Genomic DNA, 18322 nt, shown 5'->3' with positions numbered 1-18322 from the left:
TCAGAAACTCCACATCTCTTTGTTCTTGTTTCCCGCGTCGGTGTAGTTCGCGTGCCCGTCCTGGGCGATCTTCTTGAGCTTCTCCAGGTCCGCCTTCATCGCGTTCAGGCCCGCGACCCATTGGTCGTGCGCGGCCTTCTGCGCCGACGCGGCCTCCCCCGACCACGTGCCGTGCAACGACTGGACGTCGGCATCCACCTCTTGGCACCACGACTCTGCCTGTGCGGTGAACTGAGTCATCTTGTCGATGGTCTGCTGCATGTGGGACAGATCGACCTTGAAATCGCGCGCCATCAGAAGTTCAACCCCGAGGACTTCACCTGAACGCTCTTGATCAGGTCGTCGTTGTGCTCTTCCCGGCTCGCGTACTCTTTGGCGCTTTGGGCGAGCAGGTCGGCCATGTCCGAGAGCGCCTGCTGCACTTTTTTGGCGTTCGCGACCCAGTCTTGGAAGGGCGGCTGGAACGCCTCGGATGCCTGGCCCTGCCAGCCGCCGGAGAGGAACGCGTCCACCTCTGCCGAGAACGAGCTGATCCCGCTCTCCATCTCCCCCGCTTTGCCCGACGCGAACTGGCTCGAAGCCGTGATTTGCTCCGAGGAGGCTTTCAATTCTCCCATTCGAACTACTTCCCAGGTCTATGCAGTATCCAGTCGATTCGGGAGACCCTAACATAATGCCGTTACAGCTACAACCGGAACGGCTCCCGTACCCTAGAGTTCTGGTTCACGGAAGCGTTGCGCCCATCAGGGCAACGGAAGGGAGGCGGTTCAGGGACCGTCCGCTCAGACGTTGAAGCCGAGGGCGCGGAGCTGCTCGCGCCCGTCCTCGGTGATCTTGTCGGGGCCCCAGGGCGGGGTCCAGACCCAGTTGATTTTGAGCTCGTCCACCAGGCCCGAGCCTACCAACGCCGAGGAGGACTGGTCCTCGATGACGTCGGTCAACGGGCACGCCGGGGAGGTGAGGGTCATGTCCAGAAGCGCCGTGGTCCGCTCCCCGCCCTCGTCGTTGCTGCCGCGCTCGACGGTGAACCCGTAGACCAGGCCGAGGTCCACGACGTTGACCCCGAGCTCGGGGTCAACCACGTCCCGCATCGCTTCTTCGAGCTCGCCGATCAGCGCGTCCTCTGCTTGCTGTTCTTGAGACGGAACTTCGGTCATGCCACGCCCTCCTTGTCTGTGCTTTCCACCGCTTGCGCCAACGCGTCCTTGAACGCCATCCAGCCGAGGAGGGCGCATTTCACCCGCGCCGGGTATTTCGCGACGCCCGCGAAGGCGACTCCGTCGCCGATCAGGTCTTCGTCGCCCTCGATCTCCCCGCGAGAGGAGATCATCTCGTTGAAGGCGGCCACGGATTTGAGCGCGTCGCCGACGCTCTGGCCGATGACCTGGTCGGCGAGGACAGAGGTGGCGGCCTGGCTGATCGAGCAGCCTTGCCCGTCGTAGGAGACGTCCTCGACGCGCTCCCCGTCCGCCGAGACCGCGACCCGCAACGTGATCTCGTCTCCGCAGGTCGGGTTCACGTGGTGCACCTCGGAGCCGTACGGCTCGCGCAGCCCTCGATGGTGCGGATGCTTGTAGTGGTCGAGGATGACCTCTTGATACATCTGGTCTAATCGCATCGGTCTCAGACTCCGAAGAACTCTTGCGCTCGGCGGATCCCGGCGACGAGCCGGTCCACCTCGTCGTGGGTGTTGTACAGCGCGAAGGAGGCCCGCACCGTCGCGGCGACGCCGAAGCGGCGGTGCAGCGGCCAGGCGCAGTGGTGCCCGACCCTGATCGCCACGCCCTCGTCGTCGAGCACCTGCCCGACGTCGTGCGCGTGCACCCCGTCGACCACGAAGGACACCGCCCCGCCTCGCCCGCCGACGGAGGCAGAGCACGGGTCTGCCGTGGTCGGCCCGATGATCCGGACGCCCGGCAGCTCGCCGATCGCGGACAGGGCGTGCTCCACGAGCGCGTGCTCGTGCGCGGCGACGGCGGCCATGCCGACCTTCGACAGGTATTCGACGGCGGCCCCGAGGCCGACCGCCTGCGAGGTCATCGGCACCCCGGCCTCGAACCGCTGCGGCGGGGGCGCGTAGGTGGAGCGCTCCATGGTCACGGTCTCGATCATCGAGCCGCCGGTGAGGAACGGGGGCATGGCTTCGAGCAGCTCCGCGCGCCCGTACAGCGCGCCGACCCCGGAGGGGCCGAGCATCTTGTGCCCGGAGAACGCGGCGAAGTCCACGCCGAGCTTGGCGAAGTCCACCGGCATGTGCGGGACGGACTGGCAGGCGTCGAGCACGGTGAGCGCGCCGACCTCGCGGGCGCGCCGCACGAGTTCGGCGACCGGCGAGATCGCGCCGGTGACGTTCGACTGGTGCGTGAACGCGACGACCTTCGTCCGGTTGGTGAGCACCAACGAGTCGAGGTCGATCCGGCCGTCCTCGGTGACGCCGTACCAGCGCAACGTCGCCCCGGCTCGCCGGGCCAGCTCCTGCCAGGGCACGAGGTTCGCGTGGTGCTCCAGCTCGGTGATCACGATCTCGTCGCCCGGCCCGACGACGAAGCCGGAGAAGCGGTCGTCGCCAAGCGCGTAGGAGACCAGGTTCAGCGACTCGGTGGCGTTCTTCGTGAAGACGACCTCGCGGTCGCGGACTCCGACGAACCCGGCGATGAGCGCCCGCGCCCGCTCGTACGCGTCCGTGGCCTCCTCGGCGAGCTGGTGCGCGCCCCGGTGCACTGCCGCGTTCGAAGTCAGCAGGAACTCCCGCTCCGCGTCGAGCACCTGGAGCGGGCGTTGCGCGGTGGCCCCGGAGTCGAGGTACGCGAGCGGCTTGCCGCCCCGGACAGTGCGCGCCAGGATCGGGAAGTCCGCGCGGATCGACTCGACGTCGAGCGCCACAGGGGCTTGGGTCACGCGCTGACCTCCTCCTTCAGAAACCTCTCGTAACCGGTCGACTCCAGCTCTTCGGCGAGTTCGGGGCCGCCCTCGGCGACGATCCGGCCCTTCGCGAAGACATGCACGAACTGCGGGCGCACGTATTTGAGGATCCGGTTGTAGTGGGTGATGAGCAGCACGCCGCCCTGCTCTCGCTCCTGATAGCGGTTCACGCCCTCGGAGACGACGCGCAACGCGTCGACGTCCAAGCCGGAGTCGGTCTCGTCCAAGATGGCGAACTTCGGCTTGAGGAGCGTGAGCTGCAGGATCTCGTGCCGCTTCTTCTCTCCGCCGGAGAACCCCTCGTTGACGCTGCGCTCGCTGAAGGAGGAGTCGACGCCAAGCTCGGTCATCGCTGCCTTGACCTCTTTGACCCAATGCCGCAGCGCAGGAGCCTCGCCCCGCGTCGAAGTGGCCGCAGTGCGCAGGAAGTTCGCGGTGGACACCCCCGGCACTTCCACCGGGTACTGCATCGCGAGGAAGAGTCCGGCCCGCGCGCGCTCGTCCACGCTCATCTCCAGCACGTTCTCGCCGTCGAGGGTGATCGAGCCGCCGGTCACCTCGTAGCGGGGATGCCCCGCTATCGCATAGGAGAGGGTGGACTTCCCGGAGCCGTTCGGCCCCATGACCGCGTGCGTCTCGCCGGAGCGGATGGTCAGATCCACTCCGTGCAGGATAGGAATGAGGTCGGCGTCGTCCGAGGGCTTGACCGAGACGCGGAGGTCTTTGATCTCTAAAACAGATCCTGGCAAAACAGACATTGAGGTCCTTCGTTCCTTCTCTACGTATAAGCCTTACACGCCCGCCTGGGCGAGTTTGTTCTCCACAAGCTCCGCGACGCGCGCGCGGACGGACTCCTCGGGGATCTTCGCGAGCACTTCGCCGAAGAATCCGCGCAGCACGAGCCTGCGCGCCTCGTCTTCGGGGATGCCGCGCGAGCGCAGGTAGAACATCTGCTCCTCGTCGAACCTGCCCGTGGTGCTGGCGTGCCCGGCCCCGACGATCTGCCCGGTCTCGATCTCCAGGTTCGGCACCGAGTCGGCGCGCGCGCCCTTCGCGAGGAGCAGGTTGCGGTTGAGCTCGTAGGTCTGCGTGCCGGTCGCCTCCGGACGGATCCGCACGTCGCCCACCCACACCGTGCGCGCCGCCGAAGTCAAGAGCGCGTTCTTGTACAGCACGTTGGAGGAGCAGTTCGGCTGGTCGTGGTCCACGAAAAGCCTCGACTCCAGATGCTGGCCGTCGCCCGCGAGCGTGATCCCGCACAGCTCGGCGTGCCCGCCAGGCCCCGCGAAACGCACGGTCGGGACGGTGCGCACGAGCGAGCCGCCGAGGGCGACTTCCACATAGCGGTACCGGGAGTCCCGGCCCAAGAGCGCGGCGTAGGAGGCGAGCCTGGTGGAACCCGACTCCTCGTCGTTCACCACGATGAAGGTGCACTGCGCACCGTCGCCGATGATGAGCTCGACGTTCGCCGCGATCTGGGTGAGGCCGGAATGCTCGGCGACGATCGTCGCCTCGGCTCCGGCTCCGACCTCGATAATGTGATGTGCGTAGGAGCGCCCGCCCGCGCCGACGCGCGACAGCACGACCGGACGGTCCGGCGAAGCTCCTTCCGCCACCACGACATGCCCGCCGTCGCCCGCGTGCGCCATCGCGAGCGCGCTCGCCTTGTCGGCGGGGGTCAACGCCGCGCCGAACGCGGCAAGCGAAGCGACCGGAACGGTCTCGACCGTGACGCCGGCCGGCACAGGTCCGACTTCCACGCTGGAAGCCCCGTCCGGGGCGAACGGCTCGAAGAACTCGCGGATCTTCGCGAGCGGGGTGAACCGCCAGTTCTCCTCGTGGCTCGACGGGGCCGCGAAAGCCTCCGGATCGCGGGAGACGAACCGCTCGCCAAGGGGCAGCACCGCAGTCATCAGCCGACCGCTCCTTCCATCTGCAGCTCGATGAGCCGGTTCAGCTCCAGCGCGTATTCCATGGGCAGCTCCTTCGCGATCGGTTCGATGAACCCGCGCACGACCATGGCCATCGCCTCGTCCTCGGTCATGCCCCGGCTCATCAGGTAGAAGAGCTGGTCCTCGCTGACCTTCGAGACCGTCGCCTCGTGGCCCATCGTCACGTCGTCCTCGCGGATGTCGACGTACGGGTAGGTGTCCGAACGGGAGACGTCGTCCACCAGCAAAGCGTCGCAGCGCACCGTCGCCTTGGAGCCGACCGCGCCCTTGTGCACGCCGACCAGGCCCCGGTAGGAGGTGCGGCCGCCGCCTCGGGCCACCGACTTGCTCACGATGTTCGACGAGGTCCTCGGCGCGAGGTGGAGCATCTTCGAGCCGGTGTCCTGGTGCTGGTCGGGCCCGGCGAACGCGAGCGAGAGCACTTCGCCCTTGGCGTGCTCGCCGGTCAGCCAGACCGCCGGGTACTTCATCGTCACCTTCGAGCCGATGTTGCCGTCGATCCACTCCATGGTCGCGCCGGACTCGGCCCGCGCGCGCTTGGTGACCAGGTTGTAGACGTTGTTCGACCAGTTCTGGATGGTCGTGTACCGGCAGCGCCCGCCCGGCTTCACGATGATCTCCACCACCGCGGAGTGCAGCGAGTCCGACTTGTAGATCGGCGCGGTGCAGCCCTCGACGTAGTGGACGTAGGCGTCCTCGTCCACGATGATGAGGGTGCGCTCGAACTGGCCCATGTTCTCGGTGTTGATCCGGAAGTACGCCTGCAGCGGGATGTCCACCTGCACGCCCTTGGGGACGTAGATGTAAGACCCGCCGGACCAGACCGCGGTGTTGAGGGCGGAGAACTTGTTGTCCCCCGCCGGGATCACCGTGCCGAAGTGCTCGCGGAAGACGTCCGGGTGCTCTCTCAGGGCCGTGTCGGTGTCGAGGAACACCACCCCCTGCTGCTCGAGGTCTTCTCGGATCTGGTGGTAGACGACCTCCGACTCGTACTGGGCGGCCACCCCGGCGACGAGGCGCTTCTTCTCCGCCTCGGGGATGCCGAGCTTGTCGTAGGTGCTCTTGATGTCGGCGGGCAGGTCGTCCCACGTCGCGGCCTGCTTCTCGGTGGAGCGCACGAAGTACTTGATGTTGTCGAAGTCGATGCCCGACAGGTCGCCGCCCCAGGAGGGCATGGGCTTGCGGTTGAAGATCGCCAGCGCCTTCAGCCGCGCCTGGAGCATCCACTCCGGCTCGCCTTTCTTCGCCGAGATGTCCGCGACGACTTCTTCGGACAGGCCGCGCCGCGCCGAGGCTCCGGCGACGTCCGCGTCCGCCCAGCCGTAGTCGTAGTTGCCGAGCGCCGCGATGACCTGCTCCTGCGTTGGGGCGGCAGGCGGGGCGAGTTCCTGGGTCATGAGACCTCCTCTTTCGATGCTCGTTGTGTGACGGGGATATGGGTCGTGCAGACGCAGTTGCCCTGGGCGATGGTCGCCAAGCGCTGCACGTGGGTGCCGAGCAGCTCGCCGAACGCGGCGGTCTCCGCTTCGCACAGCGCGGGGAAGTCCGCCGCGACGTTCGAGACAGGGCAATGGTGCTGGCAGAGCTGCACTCCGGACGCGACTCGGGTCGTCGAGGCCGCGTAGCCCGAGGACGTGAGCGCTTGGGCGAGCCGTTCCGCTTTGGACTGCGGGTCCGCCGACCGGAAGTCCGGGGAGTCGAGGCCGATTTCCGACAACATGCTGTCGGCGCGCCGGCGCGCGAGCGCGACCACGGCCTCCTCGCCGCCGAGGCGCTGCAGTTCGCGGAACGCGAGCTGGGCCAGCTCGTCATACGCGTTGCCGAGCCGGTCCTGCCCCTGCGGGGTGAGCTGGTACACCTTGGGCGGGCGGCCCCGCCCGGCCTTGGGCTTGCGCTGCACCACGACCGCGTCGCCCGATTCGACCAATTCGACCAGGTGCCGCCGGACGCCGACCGTGGAAAGCTCCAGGTGCTCCGCGATCGCGGGCGCGGTCAGCGAACCGTGCTGGGCGAGCAGGCGGACAATGGCCCTGCGGGTCACGCCGACCTCGTGCTGCGACGACGGACCCGCGATCACGGGCTCCTCCATCGTGGCCGGGTCGACTGTTTTCATAACACAAGTGTGTCGCAATTACTAGAAGTTCGCCAGCAAGGAAAGGCTAGGCTAACTCAAAGGTCGGAGGGCTGCGAGCTGCCCACATATCGGGGGAAGGCGGTCCGCCTTCTCCCGATATGTGCGAGAAGACACTGCCGAATTCGAAAACAGGGCGGGAAAACCCCCTCGGCGGCGAGCGGCACCGCCGTCCTTCTGCGCTCAGGCTAGGCTACCCGCGTGTCTTTCGTCTCTGGTTCCGACCGATTCGCCCTCATCAGGCGGTTCGGCGCGACCGGATCGATCCTCATCGCCCTCGGCGGGCTCGGGGTGGGGGCCCAGCCCGTCCTCCAGGATCCGGTGCGCGGCGTCCGGCTGTTCGGGCTCTTCGAGCGCACCCTCGCCGCGTCCGCGACCATGGTCTTCGTGGGGCTGGCGATTCTCGTGCTGGCGTGGCTCCTGCTCGGCCGCCTCTTGCTCCAGGGCTCGGCGGCGGCAGGCGGACTGGGCGTTTTGCGCAAAGTCTCCGTGCTCTGGGCCGCGCCGCTCGTCCTCGCCCCGCCGATGTTCAGCCAGGACGTGTACTCCTACCTCGCGCACGGCATGGCCGCGAAACGCGGGCTCGACCCGTACCGTTTCGGCCCCGCCGACGCGCTCGGGCACACGGACGTCTTCGTGCGCTCGGTCCCGACCATCTGGCAGAACACCCCCAGCCCCTACGGGCCGCTCTTCCTCATCATCAGCCGGTTCATCGCGGAGCTGACCGGGTATCACGTCGTCGCGGCGGTGCTCGCGCACCGAATGGTCGCGCTGCTCGGCGTCGCCATGATCCTCTGGGCGCTCCCTCGGCTGGCGCGGCGCTGCGGCGTGGACGAGGCGAAGTCGTTCTGGCTCGGCGCGCTCAACCCCCTCGTCTTCCTGCATCTGGTCTCCGGCTCGCACAACGACTCCCTCATGATCGGCCTCATGCTCGTCGGGGTCGAGCTCAGCCTCCGAGGCGTTGCCGACTGGCCGCAGGGCCGCGCCTGGCCCGACCGGTCCCGCGCCGTCCTTGAAGTCCTCGGCGGCGCGGTGGTCATCACCTCGGCCGCGATGGTGAAACTGCCCGCTGAGCTCGCCCTCGGCTTCGTCGGAGTCCAGCTCGCGGCGAAAGCCGCCCCGACGGGCGAGAGCCTGCCGAAACGCGCGCTCGCGGTCGGGGCGGTCGGCGGAGCCTTCGGCTTCGTCTCGCTCGCCGTCACCCTGCTCCTGAGCCAGGCCGCGGGATACCGGCTCGAGTGGACGCACACGCTCGGGGCCGCGGCGAAGACGCTGAACTGGCTCTCCCCGCCGACCGTGGTCGCCAGGCTCACCGGATACCTGGGCGAGTTCGTCGGCCTCGGCAACCACACCCCTTCGGTCATCGCGGTCACCTGGACGCTGACCACCATCGCGGCGGGCTGCGCGGTCGGCTGGCTCATGCTCAAGACCCTGCAAGGGCGGATCCACCCCATCGGCGGGATCGGCGTCGCGTTCACCATCGTGGTCGCCCTCTTGCCCACCATCCACACCTGGTACGCCCTCTGGGCGCTCGTGCCGCTGTCCGCGTGGGTCACCCGCGCGGAGCACCGCAAAGCGCTGGTCGTCATCATCACGGTGCTCAGCTTCATGGCCTACCCCAGCGGCGGCTTCTCCCTTCCGTTCATACTGCTCTTCGGCCAAACCACCGGCATCGCGGCGGCAATCGCCCTCGGCGGCCTGGTGTTCGGATGGAAATGGCTGACCGCACCCTGGTCGGAGTGCGTGAAGAAGGCAGAGCGCAGGATAGAGACATCATGAACGACGCAGTGCGGCTGACAGGTGTGGTCAAACGCTTTGGCCAGACGGTCGCGGTGGACGGGCTGGACCTCGTCGTCCGCCGGGGCGAGGTGCTGGCGCTCCTCGGCCCGAACGGGGCCGGGAAGACCACGACGGTTGAGCTGTGCCAAGGGCTCACCGACCCCGACGATGGCGTGGTCGAGGTCCTCGGCGGCGATCCCCGCGACGATTCCTCCCGCGTCGGCTTCATGCCGCAGGGCGGGGGCGGGTACCCAGGGGCCAAGGCGGGCGAGCTGCTGCGGCTCGCGGCGGCGCAGTTCGCCAACCCGCACGACCCGGACTGGTTGCTCGAAGTCCTCGGGCTCGACGACGCGAAGCGCACCTCTTTCCGGCGGCTCTCCGGCGGCCAGCAGCAACGGCTCTCCCTGGCCTGCGCCCTGATCGGCAGGCCGGAGCTGGTCTTCCTCGACGAGCCGACCGCAGGCTTGGACGTGCACGCCCGACGGCTGGTCTGGGAGCTCGTGGAGCGGCTGAAGGCGGACGGGGTGACCGTCCTGCTCACCACGCACCTCATCGAGGAGGCCGAATACCTCGCGGACCGGGTGGTGATCGTCGCCAAGGGGCGGGAGATCGCCTCCGGCACCCCCGCCGAGCTGGTCGAGACCGCTCGCCGGTCCCGGCTGCGGCTGACCGCGCAGCCTGGGGTCGACCTCGACGGCCTGGTCGCCCGCTGGCCGCAACACAGCTGGCAGGAGCTGCGCCCTGGCGAGTACGCCATCGACGGCGAGGTGACCCCGGCCAGAGTCGCCGAACTCGCCGCCTGGCTCGCCGAGCACGACGTGCTCGCCAACTCGCTGCGTGTGCAGGGCGGCAGGCTCGAAGACGTGTTCCTCGAACTCACGGAGGCCAAGTGACCGCATTCCCGCCTGGCACCTTCGCGCCGGACCCCAAGCCCAGCCCCGCAGTCCGCGCGTTGGCCGCGCAGACCAAGTTCGAGCTCATGCTGTTCCTCCGGCACGGGGAGCAGCTGCTGCTCAACCTGTTCATCCCGGTGATGCTCCTGGTCGGCATCGACGTGCTGCCGCTCGGCTCGGTCGGCTGGGCCACGATCGACCGGGTCGCCCCGGTGGTCATGGCGTTGGCCGTGGTGTCGAGCGCGTTCACCGGGCAGGCCATCGCCGTCGCCTTCGACCGGCGCTACGGCGCGCTCAAGCGCTACGCCGCGACCTCGGTGGGCCGGGGGACGCTCATCGCGGGCAAGGTCCTCGCCGTGGTGGTCGTCGTCGCATTGCAGTCCGTCGTGATCGGGACGGTCGCCGCGCTGCTCGGCTGGCGCCCCTCCGCAGAGGGGCTGCTGATCGCCGTGCCGGTGCTGGCGCTCGGCACCGCCGCGTTCGCCGCCGGCGGCCTCCTGCTCGGCGGGGCCGTGAAAGCCGAAATCGTCCTCGCGGGGGCGAACGTCCTGTGGTTCCTCATGCTCGGAGTCTGCGGCCTCGCCCTCTCCAGCGCGCCGGGCTGGCACAGCTGGCTGCTCAAGATCGTCCCCTCCGAGGCGCTCGCCTCGGCCCTCTCCGCCGCGCTGCAACTGCGCTTGGACGTGTTCTGCGTCGTCGTGCTCGCCGTGTGGGCCGTGGTGCTCGCCTGGGCCGCGCGGCGTTGGTTTAGATTCGTTTAGCATGAGCGAAGCAGACGATCTTTTTGACCAACTCGCCCGGCGGCTGCGCGTGATCGGCGTGCATTTCGCCGAGGCGGCAGACGAGCTTGTCGCACTGCGCAAAGCGATGCTCGCCGAGCGGGCGGCCTCCGCGCCGCAGCCGCAGGCTCCGCAGCCCGTCCAGGCCCCGCCGCAATGGCAGCAACCCGGCCCCGCGCAGGGCGGCTACCCGAGCGCTCCGCCGCAATGGCAGCAACCCCCGCAACATTGGGCAGGCTCCCAGCAGGAGCCGCAGCACTGGGCAGGACCGCAGCCGCCGCAACAACCCCGGTGACAAGCCGGGGCAGGGGCGGCGGCACGGCGAGTCAGCCTTTCCGGTCCTTGTCCTTGCTCGGCTGCACCCGCTTGGGCTCGTCCGGCATCTTCGGATACTGCGGCGGGTACGGCAAGAGCGGCGTCTCCTGCTCCAGCAGCCTCTCCAAAGACCCCGGCTCTTGGCCCGCAAAGGGGTCCGGCTGTCCGAGCGCGTAGTCCGCGGCGTTCTCGACCGTGAAGTCCCCCGGCTCCGCGTCTTCGAGCGCCGCCCAGGTCAGCGGCATCGAGACGGTCGCGGCCGGAGTCGCGCGGACCGAATACGGGGCCGCCAGCGTCCGATCCCGCGCGTTTTGGTTGTAGTCGATGAAGATCCGCTCGCCCCGCTCCTCTTTCCACCAGGAGAGCGTCGCCCGGTCGCCGCTGCGGCGCACCACCTCCTGCGCCAGCGCGATCCCCGCCCGGCGCACGTCGACGAACCCCCACCGGGGCTGGATCGGGATCAGCACGTGCAGGCCGCGTCCCCCCGAGGTCTTCGGGACTCCGGCGAGCCCGAACTCGCCGAGCACGGGGCGCAGCACGTCGAGCGCGATCCGGCGCGCGTCAGCGAACGTCGTCCCCGGCTGCGGGTCCAGGTCCACCCGCAGCTCGTCGGGGTGTTCCGTGTCCGGAACGTGGCACGGCCACGGGTGGAAAGTCACTGTCCCGAGGTTCACCGCCCACAGCACGTCCGCCGGACGCTCCACCACCACGGAATCCGCGTGCCGCCCCGATGGGAAGGTCACCTGCGCGGTCGCGACATAGTCGGGCTTGCCCTTCGGGGCGTGCTTCTGATAGATCGCCTCCCCTTCGATCCCGTCCGGGAAACGTTGCAGGTTGACCGGCCTGCCGCGCAGCGCGCGCAGGATCGGGCCGTCCGCGACCGCGAGCTTGCGGTAGTGTTCGAAGAGGGCGCGCTTCGAGCCCCGAGGGCCGAGTTCTGGGAAATACACCTTGTCCGGATTCGACAGCCGCACCGAGATCCCCTCGACCTCGACCTCCTCCGCAGGAGCCCGCCCGCCGGCGGCGTTGTCCCGAGTCGGCATCAGTCGGCCCAAATCTGTCGCACGTCGTAGCGCTTCGGCGCGGCCACCTGGTCGAAGCCGCAGCTTTCCGGCTCTCGGTCGGGCCGGAACCGCAGCAATGTGGCCGCGTGCCGGAAACGGCTCCCTGGACGCGCCTCCCGAGGGCTGTCCTGGCGGGCTTGCCAGCCGAGCCCGCCAGGGAGCATTTGGTCGTACGCGACCTCGACCACCAGCTCCGGGCGCACCGGCACGTACTTCGCCCGCTCGGCCTTCTTCCACCGGTTCGCCTCCCCCGAGGCCTCCTCGCCGGTCTCCAGCGGCGCGAGCGTCTCCAACAGCTCCCGGCGCACCTCGTTCGAGAACGAGCCCGCTCCCCCGACCAAGTGGAATCCGCCGTCCGCGTAGAGGCCCAACATGAGCGAGCCCACCCCGACGCCCTTCTGATGCGGCCGGTAGCCGATGACGACGCAGTCCGCAGTCCGCGAATGCTTCACCTTCACCATGTCCCGTTTGCCAGGCCGGTACGGCCCGTCCAGGCGTTTGGCGACCACGCCGTCCAACCCCGCGCCCTCGAATTCGGCGAACCAGCGCGCGGCCAGCGCGCCGTCGGTCGTCGCCACCGAGAGGTGGCAGGTGCCGGTCGGGCGGAACAGCCGCTCAAGCCGCTCGCGGCGGACGGCGAACGGCTCGTCGAGCAACCCCGCCCCGTCCTCTTCCACCAGGTCGAACGCGACGAAATGCGCGGGCGTGGTCTCGGCGAGCAGTTTGATCCGGCTCGCCGCCGGATGGATCCTGGCCGACAGCGCGTCCCAGTCCAGACACGCCCTCCCGTCCTCGACCTGCGGCACGACGATCTCGCCGTCGAACACCCCCGACCGAGGCAAAGCCCGCGCCAACGCCTCGCAAAGCTCTGGGAAATACCGCGTGAGTTCCTTCTCGCCGCGCGAGCCGATCCGCGCCTCGCTGCCGTCCCAGAACACGATCCCCCGGAACCCGTCCCACTTCGGCTCGTAGCTCCAACACGGCGGGTCGCCCTGGTCGGGCACCGCTTCAGCCGCCTTGGCGAGCATCGGCGCGAACGGTGGGGCAAGTGCCATGCCGTCCATATTGCCGCAGACGCGAGCCGCTTTGACATCCGCCACCTCGTATGAGAGTTTGATGGGCGCGTCCGCACTATAATCCGCCATAGCGCGACTCACGCGGACTGATCGACACAGAACGGCAGGGATTCCTTGAGCGAGAGCACGACGCGGCTGCGGGAGACATTGGGCGGCGGTTTGGACTTCTTAGACCAGCTCACCGACGAGGAGGCCCGCCAGCTGCGCATCATGGTGCTCGAGGCAAAAGGCCGCGAGCAGGAGGAACTGCACGAGGCCGCCATGACCGCGCTGGACAACCTGCCCTTCTTCATCCGCATCCCGATCCGGGCGATGTTCTTCAACTGACCGCTCGACGAAGGCGTAAGGAGACAACAATGAGCGACTTCGTCGCGAGGGCGCAGACCTATTTGCTCGCCGACCTGCTCGGCGTCCCCCTGGAGAAAGTCAGCCACCTCGAACGGCTCGGCCCGGAGAATCTGGCCCAGCTGCGGATGCGTATCTCGGATCTGAAGTTCGACGCGCAGGAGCAGCAGGTCGCGGCGATCAGCAAAGTCGCCCCGATGGTCCCCGACCCGGTGGTCGCAACGCTCGCCGAGAAGGTCGTGGGGCCGATGGTCGCCGCAGCCGTCGCCAATTCGCTCGCCAAGGACCACGCCGACCGGCTCAACGGCCTCCTGCGCCGGTTGCGGGTGCCGTTCGTCGCCCAAACGCTGCGCTACCTCGACCCGAGAACGGTGCCGACGCTCACGGCTGTGGTGCCCATCCGCGTGTGGGCCCCGGCGGTGCGCCGCCTGCTCGCCGACGGCCACTACGCCTCGGCCGCGGTGCTGATGGAACAGGCTCCCGTGGACCTGTTGCTCGCGGTGGAGCGGGAAGTGGACGACCGCGAGGCGATCACGCGCACCCTCGCCTACACCACCGACTCGCAGAAGCTGGAGGAGCTGCTCGCGGCGCTGCCCGAGGAACGGCTCCTGCCCATCGTGGACAGCTTCGGCACCGGCAAAGCCGAAACCATCATGGCCGGGTTCTCCGCGCTCACCAGGATCTCGTCGTCCAGCCGCCACAAGCTCGCGACGCTGCTCGTGGGGCGGCTGGACGACGAGGGCATGGCGCGCTTCGCGCAGACCGTCGTCGAGGCGGGCGGCGAAGCGCGTCTGCGCGAACTCGTCCAGGAGAACCTCGAAGGCGGCGAGCTCGCGCGGGCCCTGGCGGCCATCGACGGCCAGCTGGTCTGACCTCCGGGCTCCGAGCAGCCGCGCGCTCAGCGCTTCGCGTAGTACCGGCCGAGCGTCTCCGCCTTGTACTCCTCGTAGCGGTCCTCGAGAATCGCGGCCCGCATCCTCGCCATAAGCGTCACCAAGAAGCTCATGTTGTGCACGCTCACCAGCGTGCCCGCGAGCGGCTCGCGGATCTTGAACAAATGGTGGATGTAGGCGCGGGTGAACCCGGCGGACAAATTCGACAGCCCCTCGTCCAGCGGGCGGAAATCGCGCCGGAACCGGGCGTTCGTGACATGGTAGCGCCCATCCCAGCTGAACACCACGCCGTTGCGGGCCAGGCGCGTCGGCGAGACGCAGTCGAAAGTGTCCCCGCCCGATTCGACTGCGGCGAACAGGTCGTCCGGCTCCCCCACGCCCAACACATGCCGGGGTTTGCGCTCGGGCAGCTCGCCCGAGACCCAGCCGATGATCTCACCGAGGCGCTCTTTCGCGATGGCCCCGCCGATGCCGAAGCCGCCGAACCCGACCCCGCCCTCGGCCTCGTCCGCCTCGCTCATCGCCACAAGCTCCTTCGCGCAACGCCTGCGCAGGTACTCGTACTGCGCCCCCTGCACCACCGCCCACAACGACTGCGGCGCGCCGGTGGCCGTCGCCAGCCCGCCGCCCCGGTTGTGCTCGGCGAGGCAGCGCCGCGCCCAGCGCAACGTGCGCTCCACCGAAGCGCGCTGGTAATCCTCGCTGTGCAGCAGAGTCGTCAACTCGTCGAAGGCGAACATGATGTCCGCCCCGATGTCGCGCTGGACCGAGATCGACACCTCCGGGGTGAACCGGTGCTTCGAACCGTCGATATGGGACTTGAACGTCACCCCGTCCTCGTCCACCTTCGCCAGCCGCGCCTCGGGCTTCGCGATCACCTGCTCCGCGCCCAGCCCCGACGTGTCCATCGCCAGGATCTTGCGGTGGCCCGCGCCGAGCGAGAGGACTTGGAAACCGCCCGAGTCGGTGTACGTCGGCCCCGGCCAGCCCATGAACGCGCCGAGGCCGCCCGCCTCCGCCATCAACTGCGGACCAGGGCGCAGATAGAGGTGGTAGGCGTTGGAGAGCACCGCCTGCGCCCCCAGCCCCGACACGAGGCCGGGAAGCACCGTCTTCACCGCAGCCGCCGTGCCCACCGGGATGAACGCGGGAGTCTCGATCTCGCCGTGCGGCGTGTGGATCACCCCCGCGCGGCCTTGGGAGCCGGACAGCCGCCGCGCCAGGCTGAAGCTCAGCCTCACCGCGCCCCGGCCCCTGCGCCGGAACAGGCGGAAGAGCAGGACCAGGCCGACAGCTTTGCCATGCTCAGCACCACGGTCGTCTCCTTTCCTCCCCGCTGTCGACGGCTTGTCGACCAGCCCGGTTTCGCGGCTGGAGGTCTCCTGCGGTGGCGTTCACTGTACCCAATCCCGGTCGGCCCAATGATCGAGGACCGCGAAAACACGTGCGAGCCGGGATCGGAATGGACAGGGCGTCCCGGAACCAGGTAGACTCCCCAGTCGCTAGAGCGATGGAGACGTGCCAGAGCGGCCGAATGGGACACACTGCTAATGTGTTGCCCGGGCAACCGGGCCGAGGGTTCAAATCCCTCCGTCTCCGCCAAAGCCCTGATCAGGGGCTATTTATAGATGGCACTCGCCATGCCCGTCTGCTAAGAACCGCGTTTCGTGGAGCAAACGTGGAGCACAAAGCATTTGCTAACTCATTTCAGGCACGCTCCCGATGGCGTGAGATCCGGTGCCCTTTCGGTCGCGGAGAAGGCTCAGGCGGCGGTCGGCCATATCTCTGCGGTTGCAATGTCCCTCTGGCCGTACCGGAACCTGCGGAATCAGATCTGTGAGCAGCGCAATCAACGCGCCCGTAGTCGGCGGCATAGCATCGTGGAGTTCCGCTCGAACCGCCTGTGCCCTATTGGCGCGGTCGGCCGTCTTGAGAATCCGCGATAGCTTGTGGAATCGATCCGTGCCCACGCTCTCCGCGTGTTCGCTTCGGCTCCTTGGTCGCGAATTGACCTGCCCCCGCGCTCTCGCCGCCAGCGTGCATGATCGGAGACGCCGACCTCGTCCGGGAAACCGGGACGGCTCAACGGCGCCTTGGCCGAGCTACAGGCGCTCGTGTTCTTCACTATCGGGGCCGGAGCCATCGCCGGTTTCGCCATCATGATCCACAGCCGGCGCTCAATCTGCGGTCCGCCGGGTCCGCGTCGCCGCCGATGAGGCGCCCTCTGCGGGCTTCGCCTGCACGGGCGGCAACCGAAATCAGCCGAGAAGTTCGCTGGTCGCGCCGTTCAGACACATCGGCCGCGGTCCTGCGCAGATATCGTCGACGACTTCGGCCGCCGCTCGCTTTCCGGCCCGGATGGCCCCGTCCATAGATCCCATGCACACTCCCGAGGTTTCCGAGCCCGCCCAATGCAACCGTCCGACGGGTCTGCCGAGGGCGGGGCCCAGCGTTGTCCACACGCCTGGAGGCATGTAGCCGAAGTAGCCTCCGCGAGCCCACTCGTCTTGCGCCCATGCCTTCTCGACGTAGTCGCGAGGCTGGTCCGCCTCGGGGCCGAACCAGCGCGTGAAGCAGTCGAGTGCCCGCTGTTTGCGGACTTCGGGAGCCAGCTGGCTGAAGCTGCGCGCGTGCGCGCCCGCGACGAAGCCGAGGAGCACGCCGGGGTTGCCGTCGGGCGGAGAGTTGTCGAACGCGAACTTCACCGGCCCCCGGTCGCTGAGCGCCTGCCCAGAGCGCCCGGACTTCCGCCAGAAGGGCTCGTCGTACACGGCGACGCATTTCACGATCGACCCCATCGGCATGTGCTGCGCGAGCTGGTCCCGTTCCGGCGGGAGCGGGGGGTCGTAGCAGAGCCGTCCGGCCATGGTCGGGCTCATGGCGACGATGACGTGCTTCGCCTCGAAAACGGCGTGGTCGGTGTGCACCCGCACGAAGTCGCCGTGCTCGATCCGGCGCACGGGCTGCCGCAGCCGAAGGCATTCGGCGAGTTCTTCGGCGAGGGCGAGCGCGATGCGTTGGGAGCCGCCGACGACGCGGCGCTCCTGGGCGCCCCCGGTCGTGGAGCACAAGGCGATCACTCCTCGGTGGGCGCTCGCGTGGGCGAGGACGTGGAGCAGCGAGATGTCCGCCGGATCGACGGCGAGGACGCTTTCGCTCCAGAGCGTCAGGGCTTCTCTGGCGAAGCGGGAGCGAGCGTTCCGGCGTATCCACGAGGCGAATGTCTCCCTGTCCCATGCTTTGGCGCGGGGCGCTTCCCACGGGGCGCGGGGAGGCACACGTTTCGCCATGCGCTCGAGTCTGAGCACCGCGATCCCGAACTCGGCGGTCCCGATGGGCCCGGCTTTCGGCACGGTGCCGTTGTACGCGACGACATGGCCGCTGTGCTCGAACAGTTTCTTGCCGGCGTCGTGCGTGGGGAACGTCGGTATGCCCAGCTCGTCCGCGAGGGCCGCGATCTCGTCCTGGCCAGGGCCGATCCATTGGCCGCCGAGCTCGACGGCCTTGCCGTCGCCGATCGGGTGGTTGAGCGTGCGTCCGCCCACCCTGTCCCTGGCTTCGAGCAGCGCCACCTCGATCCCCGAGCGGCGCAGTTCGCGGGCCGAGGCGAGGCCGGACAGCCCGGCTCCGATCACGACGGCTTCGGTGTGCGTGGTTTTCATGAGTTTCCCTTTCCATTGAATTTGACGGAGAGCCGGGCGAACGCGAACGCCGCCGCCGTGATCGGGGAGGTCGCGAACATGCGGGCGTTGCGGGCGACGCCCGTCTCCGGGCCGGTGTTGAGGTAGCCGTAGAGCTGTTGCCTGTCGACGCGCCCCGAAGCGTCGAAGTGCCAAACCTCGACCCCTCGCGCGTTCGGCCTGCCCGCGACGACGCCGGTCCATTCGTTGACGACGACGTCAGCCCCGCTCGCGACGAGCGTTTTGCGCACGAACATCTCTCTGAGGTCCATGAATCTGCACATGACCTCCCACTTCCGCAGGATCTCGTCGTGGCCAGCAGCTGTCATGACGATCCCGTCGATCACCGAGGTCCATGTCGCCTCCGGCCCGAAGATCGGCCTGATGGCCGCGATGTCGCGGGCGTTGGTCATGCGCTCCGCCTCGGCGACGAACCCTCTCGGGTCCGAGGAGAGGCGCGGCGGATCCGGTCGGCGCGCGTCGTGCTCCATCG

Annotated in this window: 20 protein-coding genes and 1 tRNA gene; 7 read left to right on the top strand and 14 right to left on the bottom strand. The window is 68.6% G+C overall.

What is annotated here, in order from left to right; all coding sequences use genetic code 11:
* From HMPREF9336_RS10770 to HMPREF9336_RS10730, 9 genes are all read right to left on the bottom strand, one after another.
* Entirely contained in the window at positions 1-294 is a 294-nt protein-coding gene (locus tag HMPREF9336_RS10770) for a WXG100 family type VII secretion target (protein ID WP_007466892.1), read from the bottom strand.
* Positions 294-617: a WXG100 family type VII secretion target gene (locus tag HMPREF9336_RS10765; protein ID WP_007466889.1), complete on the bottom strand. Its 324-nt coding sequence runs from the start codon at positions 615-617 to the stop codon at positions 294-296. The genes HMPREF9336_RS10770 and HMPREF9336_RS10765 overlap by 1 nt, the downstream gene beginning before the upstream one ends.
* A 165-nt stretch (positions 618-782) precedes the next feature.
* The gene (locus HMPREF9336_RS10760; protein WP_007466887.1) at positions 783-1157 is read right to left on the bottom strand and encodes a metal-sulfur cluster assembly factor; all 375 of its coding nucleotides are present in this window, start codon (positions 1155-1157) and stop codon (positions 783-785) included.
* A complete protein-coding gene (gene sufU / locus HMPREF9336_RS10755; RefSeq protein WP_007466885.1) occupies positions 1154-1618 on the bottom strand; it encodes a Fe-S cluster assembly sulfur transfer protein SufU in 465 nt (154 codons plus the stop codon). The genes HMPREF9336_RS10760 and sufU overlap by 4 nt, the downstream gene beginning before the upstream one ends.
* Before the next feature lie 5 nt (positions 1619-1623).
* Entirely contained in the window at positions 1624-2898 is a 1275-nt protein-coding gene (locus HMPREF9336_RS10750) for a cysteine desulfurase (RefSeq protein ID WP_007466883.1), read from the bottom strand.
* Positions 2895-3680: a Fe-S cluster assembly ATPase SufC gene (gene sufC / locus HMPREF9336_RS10745; RefSeq protein WP_007466881.1), complete on the bottom strand. Its 786-nt coding sequence runs from the start codon at positions 3678-3680 to the stop codon at positions 2895-2897. The genes HMPREF9336_RS10750 and sufC overlap by 4 nt, the downstream gene beginning before the upstream one ends.
* Before the next feature lie 33 nt (positions 3681-3713).
* On the bottom strand, positions 3714-4835 hold the full coding sequence (gene sufD / locus HMPREF9336_RS10740; protein WP_007466880.1) for a Fe-S cluster assembly protein SufD: 1122 nt from the start codon (positions 4833-4835) through the stop codon (positions 3714-3716).
* Complete coding sequence (sufB, locus tag HMPREF9336_RS10735) at positions 4835-6271, bottom strand: Fe-S cluster assembly protein SufB (RefSeq protein WP_021030508.1); 1437 nt, start codon at positions 6269-6271, stop codon at positions 4835-4837. Before sufB ends, sufD begins: the two co-directional genes overlap by 1 nt.
* Positions 6268-6987, bottom strand: a complete 720-nt coding sequence (locus tag HMPREF9336_RS10730) for a helix-turn-helix transcriptional regulator (protein ID WP_021030507.1) — start codon at positions 6985-6987, stop codon at positions 6268-6270. The genes sufB and HMPREF9336_RS10730 overlap by 4 nt, the downstream gene beginning before the upstream one ends.
* A gap of 219 nt (positions 6988-7206) precedes the next feature.
* On the opposite strand from HMPREF9336_RS10730, the gene mptB reads away from it, so the two are divergent.
* The 4 genes from mptB to HMPREF9336_RS10710 are packed head-to-tail and all read left to right on the top strand — an operon-like array spanning position 7207 to position 10751.
* Positions 7207-8784, top strand: coding sequence for a polyprenol phosphomannose-dependent alpha 1,6 mannosyltransferase MptB (gene mptB, locus HMPREF9336_RS10725; RefSeq protein ID WP_007466876.1), 1578 nt, complete (start codon positions 7207-7209; stop codon positions 8782-8784).
* Positions 8781-9677: an ABC transporter ATP-binding protein gene (locus HMPREF9336_RS10720; protein WP_007466874.1), complete on the top strand. Its 897-nt coding sequence runs from the start codon at positions 8781-8783 to the stop codon at positions 9675-9677. The genes mptB and HMPREF9336_RS10720 overlap by 4 nt, the downstream gene beginning before the upstream one ends.
* Positions 9674-10438, top strand: a complete 765-nt coding sequence (locus HMPREF9336_RS10715; RefSeq protein ID WP_007466873.1) for an ABC transporter permease — start codon at positions 9674-9676, stop codon at positions 10436-10438. Before HMPREF9336_RS10720 ends, HMPREF9336_RS10715 begins: the two co-directional genes overlap by 4 nt.
* A gap of 1 nt (position 10439) precedes the next feature.
* Entirely contained in the window at positions 10440-10751 is a 312-nt protein-coding gene (locus HMPREF9336_RS10710) for a hypothetical protein (protein ID WP_007466871.1), read from the top strand.
* Between the two features lie 31 nt (positions 10752-10782).
* Here the strand turns inward: HMPREF9336_RS10710 and HMPREF9336_RS10705 are convergent, their stop codons facing one another.
* Both HMPREF9336_RS10705 and HMPREF9336_RS10700 read right to left on the bottom strand, forming a co-directional pair.
* Positions 10783-11814 carry a DNA polymerase domain-containing protein gene (locus tag HMPREF9336_RS10705; protein ID WP_007466869.1) on the bottom strand — a complete coding sequence of 344 codons (1032 nt, stop codon included), beginning with the start codon at positions 11812-11814 and terminating at the stop codon, positions 10783-10785.
* Entirely contained in the window at positions 11814-12899 is a 1086-nt protein-coding gene (locus HMPREF9336_RS10700; protein WP_040585794.1) for an ATP-dependent DNA ligase, read from the bottom strand. Before HMPREF9336_RS10700 ends, HMPREF9336_RS10705 begins: the two co-directional genes overlap by 1 nt.
* A 126-nt stretch (positions 12900-13025) precedes the next feature.
* On the opposite strand from HMPREF9336_RS10700, the gene HMPREF9336_RS10695 reads away from it, so the two are divergent.
* Entirely contained in the window at positions 13026-13238 is a 213-nt protein-coding gene (locus tag HMPREF9336_RS10695; protein WP_007466865.1) for a hypothetical protein, read from the top strand.
* Between the two features lie 29 nt (positions 13239-13267).
* The gene (locus HMPREF9336_RS10690; RefSeq protein WP_007466862.1) at positions 13268-14128 is read left to right on the top strand and encodes a hypothetical protein; all 861 of its coding nucleotides are present in this window, start codon (positions 13268-13270) and stop codon (positions 14126-14128) included.
* Positions 14129-14154: 26 nt separating this feature from the next.
* On the opposite strand, the gene tgt is transcribed toward HMPREF9336_RS10690, so the two are convergent.
* Positions 14155-15390, bottom strand: coding sequence for a tRNA guanosine(34) transglycosylase Tgt (tgt, locus tag HMPREF9336_RS10685; protein WP_007466861.1), 1236 nt, complete (start codon positions 15388-15390; stop codon positions 14155-14157).
* Positions 15391-15661: 271 nt separating this feature from the next.
* On the opposite strand from tgt, the gene HMPREF9336_RS10680 reads away from it, so the two are divergent.
* Positions 15662-15751 (top strand) — tRNA-Ser (locus tag HMPREF9336_RS10680).
* Between the two features lie 656 nt (positions 15752-16407).
* Here HMPREF9336_RS10680 and HMPREF9336_RS10675 read toward each other — a convergent pair.
* Both HMPREF9336_RS10675 and HMPREF9336_RS10670 read right to left on the bottom strand, forming a co-directional pair.
* Positions 16408-17811 (bottom strand): flavin monoamine oxidase family protein, encoded by a 1404-nt coding sequence (locus HMPREF9336_RS10675; RefSeq protein ID WP_007466858.1) that lies wholly within the window; start codon positions 17809-17811, stop codon positions 16408-16410.
* A complete protein-coding gene (locus HMPREF9336_RS10670; RefSeq protein WP_007466855.1) occupies positions 17808-18320 on the bottom strand; it encodes a nuclear transport factor 2 family protein in 513 nt (170 codons plus the stop codon). The genes HMPREF9336_RS10675 and HMPREF9336_RS10670 overlap by 4 nt, the downstream gene beginning before the upstream one ends.
* Positions 18321-18322 lie beyond the last annotated feature (2 nt).

Origin of the sequence: Segniliparus rugosus ATCC BAA-974, assembly GCF_000185725.2 — a bacterium.
Lineage (GTDB): Bacteria > Actinomycetota > Actinomycetes > Mycobacteriales > Mycobacteriaceae > Segniliparus > Segniliparus rugosus.
Note: the sequence above shows the minus strand (reverse complement) of the source record. Positions and strands in the feature narration are given on the sequence as shown.

Bases quoted from the DNA above. Each gene is read 5' to 3' on its own strand.
- HMPREF9336_RS10770 (WP_007466892.1), bottom strand. From the start codon at position 294: ATGGCGCGCGATTTCAAGGTCGATCTGTCCCACATGCAGCAGACCATC.
- HMPREF9336_RS10765 (WP_007466889.1), bottom strand. From the start codon at position 617: ATGGGAGAATTGAAAGCCTCCTCGGAGCAAATCACGGCTTCGAGCCAG.
- HMPREF9336_RS10760 (WP_007466887.1), bottom strand. From the start codon at position 1,157: ATGACCGAAGTTCCGTCTCAAGAACAGCAAGCAGAGGACGCGCTGATC.
- sufU (WP_007466885.1), bottom strand. From the start codon at position 1,618: ATGCGATTAGACCAGATGTATCAAGAGGTCATCCTCGACCACTACAAG.
- sufC (WP_007466881.1), bottom strand. From the start codon at position 3,680: ATGTCTGTTTTGCCAGGATCTGTTTTAGAGATCAAAGACCTCCGCGTC.
- sufD (WP_007466880.1), bottom strand. From the start codon at position 4,835: ATGACTGCGGTGCTGCCCCTTGGCGAGCGGTTCGTCTCCCGCGATCCG.
- sufB (WP_021030508.1), bottom strand. From the start codon at position 6,271: ATGACCCAGGAACTCGCCCCGCCTGCCGCCCCAACGCAGGAGCAGGTC.
- HMPREF9336_RS10730 (WP_021030507.1), bottom strand. From the start codon at position 6,987: ATGAAAACAGTCGACCCGGCCACGATGGAGGAGCCCGTGATCGCGGGT.
- HMPREF9336_RS10720 (WP_007466874.1), top strand. From the start codon at position 8,781: ATGAACGACGCAGTGCGGCTGACAGGTGTGGTCAAACGCTTTGGCCAG.
- HMPREF9336_RS10710 (WP_007466871.1), top strand. From the start codon at position 10,440: ATGAGCGAAGCAGACGATCTTTTTGACCAACTCGCCCGGCGGCTGCGC.
- HMPREF9336_RS10705 (WP_007466869.1), bottom strand. From the start codon at position 11,814: ATGCCGACTCGGGACAACGCCGCCGGCGGGCGGGCTCCTGCGGAGGAG.
- HMPREF9336_RS10700 (WP_040585794.1), bottom strand. From the start codon at position 12,899: ATGGACGGCATGGCACTTGCCCCACCGTTCGCGCCGATGCTCGCCAAG.
- HMPREF9336_RS10690 (WP_007466862.1), top strand. From the start codon at position 13,268: ATGAGCGACTTCGTCGCGAGGGCGCAGACCTATTTGCTCGCCGACCTG.
- HMPREF9336_RS10675 (WP_007466858.1), bottom strand. From the start codon at position 17,811: ATGAAAACCACGCACACCGAAGCCGTCGTGATCGGAGCCGGGCTGTCC.
- HMPREF9336_RS10670 (WP_007466855.1), bottom strand. From the start codon at position 18,320: ATGGAGCACGACGCGCGCCGACCGGATCCGCCGCGCCTCTCCTCGGAC.